4 protein-coding genes and 1 riboswitch are annotated in these 6,805 nt (G+C 31.5%); all 4 genes read left to right on the top strand.

The window, feature by feature from the left end; translation table 11 throughout:
• Nucleotides 1-362: 362 nt before the first annotated feature.
• Nucleotides 363-541, top strand: a riboswitch (Lysine riboswitch).
• 88 nt (nucleotides 542-629) lie between these two features.
• The 4 genes from RWQ74_RS06045 to RWQ74_RS06030 all read left to right on the top strand — a co-directional run bounded on the left by RWQ74_RS06045 (nucleotide 630) and on the right by RWQ74_RS06030 (nucleotide 6,605).
• Nucleotides 630-2,126 carry an amino acid permease gene (locus RWQ74_RS06045; protein ID WP_314397370.1) on the top strand — a complete coding sequence of 499 codons (1,497 nt, stop codon included), beginning with the start codon at nucleotides 630-632 and terminating at the stop codon, nucleotides 2,124-2,126.
• Nucleotides 2,127-2,519: 393 nt separating this feature from the next.
• Nucleotides 2,520-4,697, top strand: coding sequence for a bifunctional (p)ppGpp synthetase/guanosine-3',5'-bis(diphosphate) 3'-pyrophosphohydrolase (locus RWQ74_RS06040; RefSeq protein WP_314160931.1), 2,178 nt, complete (start codon nucleotides 2,520-2,522; stop codon nucleotides 4,695-4,697).
• Between the two features lie 8 nt (nucleotides 4,698-4,705).
• A complete protein-coding gene (dtd, locus tag RWQ74_RS06035) occupies nucleotides 4,706-5,158 on the top strand; it encodes a D-aminoacyl-tRNA deacylase (RefSeq protein ID WP_314397368.1) in 453 nt (150 codons plus the stop codon).
• Between the two features lies 1 nt (nucleotide 5,159).
• Nucleotides 5,160-6,605 carry an N-acetylmuramoyl-L-alanine amidase gene (locus RWQ74_RS06030; protein ID WP_314160933.1) on the top strand — a complete coding sequence of 482 codons (1,446 nt, stop codon included), beginning with the start codon at nucleotides 5,160-5,162 and terminating at the stop codon, nucleotides 6,603-6,605.
• The last annotated feature ends 200 nt before the right edge of the window (nucleotides 6,606-6,805 follow it).

Genomic DNA, 6,805 nt, shown 5'->3' with positions numbered 1-6,805 from the left:
ACGCATAAAAATACCCCTTTCACTGGTTTGTCCAGTAAAAGGGGTACATATCAAAATCGATTTTGTCGAGTCACCCCCGCAAAGTTTATTAGATATCTAAAAAGCTTTTATAAAGCGAATTTAGATATCAATAAACCACTGCGTCTATGAGTTTTTATATAAACCTTGTTAAAATGTAGGGCTTTTGGATCAGCCTCTTTTTATGAAAAATGATGTAAAGAATATTATTTTTGTAAAAGTAGAATGTGGTACAATAGATATAATATTCAAATAAATTTTAGAAAAATTAAAATTTTTATTGACAACTATAAAAAAGTATAATATACTAATAATCAGTTAATTGAATATGTACCTCACAAAGTAAGTGAGGTAGAGGTTGCGATTTTTATTAGTAAGGTAATTGAAAGTGTAGGACTTGATGATATTACTTGAAAGGAAACGTCGCCGAAACAATATTAATCCTATGTTAATATTGTTGGGGCTATACTGAACTAAGTATAGAACTGTCATAGTCGTGAGGCTATGTTGCGCTACTAATATCTTGTTTTGGAGAGATAATGTGAAGTATAACTCCGTACAAATATGGTAGAAGGTTATGCTTTTTTATTTTTATCAAGGAGGTTTTTATTATGACAAACAACAGCAATAATAACAATGCAACAGAAGTAAAAAGAAATTTACGATCACGTCATATTAGTATGATTGCTATCGGAGGATGTATTGGTAGTGGATTATTCATGACAAGTGGTCAAGCAATTCAAAGTGCGGGACCTGGGGGAGCTATTGTAGCTTACTTATGTATCGGACTTATGGTATATTTCTTAATGACATCATTAGGAGAAATGGCAACATATCTTCCTACATCAGGGTCATTTAGTACATATGCTACACGTTATGTAGATCCTTCATTAGGATTTGCTTTAGGATGGAACTATTGGTTTAACTGGGTAATTACAGTAGCGGCTGACGTAGAATTATCTGCATTAGCTATTAGTTATTGGGAGCCTATGCGAGTACTTCCTCACTGGGCTTGGAGCTTATTATTCCTAGTTATTATTATCGCTTTAAACTCACTAAGTGTTAAAGTTTATGGTGAAAGCGAATATTGGTTTGCACTTATTAAAGTAGTAGTAGTAATCATCTTCCTAGTAGTAGGATGCTTAACTATCTTTGGTATTTTAGGTGGAGAATATATCGGATTCAAAAACTTAACAATAGGTGATGCACCATTCGTTGGAGAAGATTCTTCATTATCAGGACAAATCCTTGCAACTCTTGGAGTATTCTTAATCGCTGGATATTCATTCCAAGGTACTGAGTTAATTGGTATTACTGCTGGTGAAAGTGAAAACCCAGAGAAAAGTATTCCAAAAGCTGTAAAACAAGTATTCTGGAGAATTTTAATTTTCTACGTGCTAGCTATCTTAGTAATCGGATTATTAATTCCTTATACTTCACCAGATTTATTAGGAGCTGCAAGTGCAGAAGAAATTGCTAAATCACCATTTACAATTGTCTTCAAAAATGCAGGATTTGCTTTAGCAGCAAGTGTAATGAACGCAGTAATCTTAACATCAATCCTATCAGCTGGTAACTCAGGTATGTACGCATCAACAAGAATGCTTTATGCAATGAGTAAAGAAAAATTAGCTTATCCAATATTTGGACGTGTAACAAAATACGGAACACCAGTTATCTCATTAATCGCAACTGCTGTAGTGGTATTCTTAATCTTCTTAATCCAACTTACAAGTGCTAATGCTTATACTTATATCGTAGCAGCGAGTGGATTAACAGGATTTATCGCATGGTTAGGTATTGCATTAAGTCACTATAGATTCAGAAGAGCATTTATTGCTCAAGGTAGAGATTTAAATGACCTTAAATATAGAGCAAAATGGTTCCCAGTAGGTCCAATTATCGCTTTAGTATTATGTATCATCGTTATTATCGGTCAAGACACAGAGCTTATTACTAAAGGAGTGGTTAACTGGAGTGGAATGTTAACAACATACATGGGAGTTCCAATCTTCTTATTCTTCTATCTATATCACAAAATTAGATATAAAACAAAAATGATACCTTTAGATAAAGTTGATTTATCTCAAGATGTAGATGTAAAATAATAAAAAATTTAATCCTAGTTCGAATTCGAACTAGGATTTTTTGGGAGTGACTCAAAAATCGTGATTTCGGAGAAACAAGATTTTGTAGAGTCACCCCCGCACAGTTTATTAGATATCTAAAAAGCTTTTATAAAGCGAATTTAGATATCAATAAACCACTGCGTCTATGAGTTATCATATGAACTTTGTTACATTTTAGGACTTTTGGATAAGCACTTTTTTGATGAACCTATAAATAAAGATGTAGAAGTAGTTTGAATTTTAAATTTATAGGTAGTGAAGATTTGATATAAATACTTAAAATTTGAAATATTATAGTTGAATTAAAGGAAATTTTTTCAATTTTATGGTAAAATGAAGGGTAGATTAAATTTAGAAAGAGGAGGAATTTCTGTGAATCTTGAATACCCATATAGTTATCAAAATGTAGAAGATATGGCGAGTAAATATTTATCAGATGAGCAAATTAAAATTATAAGAAAAGCTTATGAATTTGCAAAAATTGCTCACGAAGGACAATTTAGAAAATCAGGGGACCCATATATATTACACCCAGTTCAAGTTGCAGGAATTTTAACTGAGCTTAAATTAGATTATGCAACGATTTGTGCTGGTTTCCTGCATGATGTTGTGGAAGATACTAAGTATACGTTTGATGATATTAAAGAAACATTCGGTGAAGATATAGCGGTAATAGTAGATGGAGTTACAAAACTAGATAAAGTAAAATTCCGTTCTAAAAAGCAATCACAAGCAGAAAATCATAGAAAACTTTTTGTATCGATAGCGAAAGATTTACGAGTTATTTTTGTAAAACTTGCTGATAGACTTCATAATATGAGAACTATGAAGTATATGCGTGAGGAAAAACAACGTGAAATTTCTAGTGAAACACTTGAAATTTATGCACCGTTAGCTCATAGATTGGGGATAAGTTCAGTAAAATGGGAACTAGAAGACACCTCTCTTAGATATTTACATCCATCACAATATTTTTCAATAGTAGGGATGATGAAACAGAAGAGAAGTGCAAGGGAAGAGAGTATAAAAGATGCATGCTCTAGTATAACATCAATTTTAGCTGATAATAATATAAAAGCACAGGTTACTGGAAGACCAAAACATATTTATAGTATTTATAAAAAAATGGTTAAACAAAATAAAACTTTTGACCAAATATATGATCTCCTTGCGGTGCGTGTTTTAGTAGACAGTGTAGCTGACTGTTATGCAACGCTAGGACTTGTAAATAATCTTTGGGTTCCAATTCCAGGAAGAATTAAAGACTACATCGCAATGCCAAAACCGAATATGTATCAATCGCTTCATACTACGGTAATTGCACCTGATGGACAAACTTTAGAAGTTCAAATTAGGACTTATGAAATGCATGAAATTGCCGAGAAAGGGATTGCTGCACACTGGGCATATAAAGAAGGTAAGAAGGTTAATAAGAATAATAACTTTTATGAAAAATTAAATTGGTTCCAAAAAATTGCAGAGAATGATGAAACTGAAGCAACTGCCGAAAGCTTTATGGAATCATTGAAAGTAGACTTATTAAGTGATAAAATCTATGTGTTTACGCCAAATAGTGATATTATAGAATTACCAAAAGGTTCATGTATTGTTGACTTTGCATATGCAATTCACTCAGAAGTTGGTAATAAGATGGTAGGAGCTACTGTAAATGATAAAATAGAACCATTCGATTATGTGTTATCAACTGGTGAAATTTGTGATATTCGTACTAGTAAAAACTCTACAGGACCAAAACGTTCATGGCTAGAAATAGCTACATCATCACAAACTAAATCGAAAATTAAAGCATTCTTTAAAAAAGCAGCGCGTGAAGAAAATCTAGTTAAAGGTGAAATCTTGTTAAAAGATGAGATTAAAGCTAATAACTTTGATATTGATGAAGTTCTTACAGAAGAAAATATTGCAATTGCTTTAAATAAATATAAATTTGCTAATCTTGAAGAAATGTATGTTGCCATAGGATATGGAGGAATTACAGCGAATAAAGTTTTTGCAAGATTAACAGAAAAAATTAGAAAAGAAAAGATGACTCAAGCAAAAATTGAGAAACTTTTCAATGCAGAAGAAACTAAAAAAATAGTAACTGAAACAGGGGTTTATGTAAAAGGAGTAGATAATATCCTTGTAAGATTATCTAAATGTTGTCAGCCGATTCCAGGAGATGATATTGTAGGTTTTATAACAAAAGGTCGTGGTGTTACAGTTCATAGAAATAATTGTCCTAACTTAAGTGAAGAAGATAATGCAAGATTATTGGATGTTGAATGGGTTGAAAGTCTAAATGCTCGTCGCTACAGCGTTACACTACAAATTCATGCTTTTGATAGAGAACTGTTATTGCAAAACGTTCTATTAACATTGAGTGAAAGTAGAGTTGAGATTAAAAAACTTAATTCTGAATCTAAAGCTGATAAGACATGCGTTATTACGATAGGAATATATGTGAAAAATGTTAATGAATGTGATTATATGATTAAAAAATTACGACAAATTCAAGACGTATACAGCGTAGAAAGAATAGTAAAATAGGTGAATGTATGAAAATCATATTACAAAAGGTAAAAAAAGCTAGTGTTAGTGTTGATAATAAAATTGTGGGAAGTATAGATAAAGGATACTGTCTTTTAGTAGGAGTGCATAAAGAATCTACAGAGGAAGATGCGAAATACTTAGCTAAAAAAGTTGCGCAAGCTCGTTTATTTGAAGATGAAAATGACAAAATAAACCTAAGTCTTAAAGATGTTGATGGGAGTATTTTATCAGTTTCGCAGTTCACCTTATATGCTGACACGAAAAAAGGCAATAGACCTAGTTTTACGAGTGCTGCTGGAGCAGAAAAAGCTAATGAATTATATGAAAAATTTAATAAATTTTTAAGAGAAGAAGGAGTAACGGTAGAAACTGGAATTTTTCAGACTATGATGGAAGTGAACATAGTTAATGATGGTCCTGTAACTATTGTTTACGAAAAACTATCAACAGGAAATTAATATGAGAATAAAAAGAAGAAACAAGAATGGAGTATTATTTTTAATATCTGTACTTTTATTAGTGTTAGTTGTAGGTGGAGTAGTTACGTATATTGGAGAAAAGATGAGCTTATCCGCTGAATCTGAAAACAATATTACTATTTCGAAAGAGATTGAACTTAGAACTGGGCCTGACGATACTTATCCTACGTTAAAAAAGGTAACAGCTGGTGATAATGTAGAAATGTTAAGTAAATCAGATACTTGGTATGAAGTAAAAACGAAGGATAGTTTTGTTGGCTGGATACCCGGATGGAGTATTTTGGGAAGTGGTCAGAAAAGTCCAGAAGATCAAAATAAGGAAAAGTTAGCTTCATATTCAGTATTATTGAATCCAATTATAAAACAAGATGATAGTTCTGATTATAAAGGAGTATCTTCTAAATCTTATAATTTGAAAACAGCTAAACAGCTAAAAGAGATATTAGAAAAAGATGGAGTAAAAGCAATACTTACAAGGGAAAGTGATGAAACTTATCCTACAAAAGAAGAAATCGCAAAACTTGCCGCTGAAAACTCAGTGGAAATGTTAGTAGATATTGATACAAATAATGATAGTAATAAAGATGTTTTTGGTGTGAAGGTTTATTACTTAACGCAAGAATCAGCTATAGTTGCTAGAAGTATCGAAAAGAATCTTTCAGAACATTATATTTCAAGAGTATCATCATCAGAAAAACAGTCAACTTTTGCGCAACTAAGCGATAAACTTCCACAAGTTAAGTTGATTTCTGGTAATATCGGAAATAAAATTGATGCTGACTTACTGAATGACGAGATAGCCAATAAACAATTCATAGAATCTTTGAAAGATGGTGTTGAAGGGTATTTATACTATTTAATCAATATCGATAATTATAATGCAAAACGAAAAGAACAGTTACTTAATTTACCACAAAAAGGACTTTCTGTGCCTATGTATTATATGAAACAAGATGCATATAAAAATATAGCGTATGGTCTTGATGGTAAGAAAACGATTGAAGATAATGGTGATGCTATTGTTTCGCTAGCGATGATTGCAAAATATATCGGTAAAGATGAAGCAACTGTGGAAGAACTTGCTTCTTGGGCAGGTAATAAATACTACATCAGAAATCAAGGGACTCAACCTACGATTATTACAGCTTTCGCTGAAAAATATAATCTAAAAGTTGAACGTGTTGAAACTGATAAATTAGTAGAAAACTTGGAAGATGCACTGAAAGACAATAAACCTATACTTGTTAGACTAAAATCAGGTGTATTTGGTGATAGAGTAACATATAAAGTTATTCGAGGTTACGAAGATGATAAATTCTATATAAATGATCCGAATGACGATGATGTTAAACTTACAAGTTATAATGGTTTCACAGAAAATGATATTAAAAATAACCTAGCTCAAGCATGGGTATTTAGTAAATAGAAAAAAAGATAAAATGAGAAACTTAACAAAATCAATTATTTAGATAACGGTTTTGTTAGGTTTCTTTATTTGGCTCTTTGTCAAGTTCGGGACATAGGAAAAATAATTCTATAAAATTTTGATTTAATAACTTTTTTTAGGGGTGTATACATTTAAAATGTCTCTATCATATAGTGGTTATACACTTAAATGATTATTTA

The sequence above is a fragment of the uncultured Gemella sp. genome, assembly GCF_963525165.1.
Taxonomy (GTDB): domain Bacteria; phylum Bacillota; class Bacilli; order Staphylococcales; family Gemellaceae; genus Gemella.
Note: the sequence above shows the minus strand (reverse complement) of the source record. Positions and strands in the feature narration are given on the sequence as shown.

Excerpts from the sequence above, each read along its gene's own strand:
- RWQ74_RS06045 (WP_314397370.1), top strand. The coding sequence starts at position 630 with ATGACAAACAACAGCAATAATAACAATGCAACAGAAGTAAAAAGAAAT.
- dtd (WP_314397368.1), top strand. The coding sequence starts at position 4,706 with ATGAAAATCATATTACAAAAGGTAAAAAAAGCTAGTGTTAGTGTTGAT.
- RWQ74_RS06030 (WP_314160933.1), top strand. The coding sequence starts at position 5,160 with ATGAGAATAAAAAGAAGAAACAAGAATGGAGTATTATTTTTAATATCT.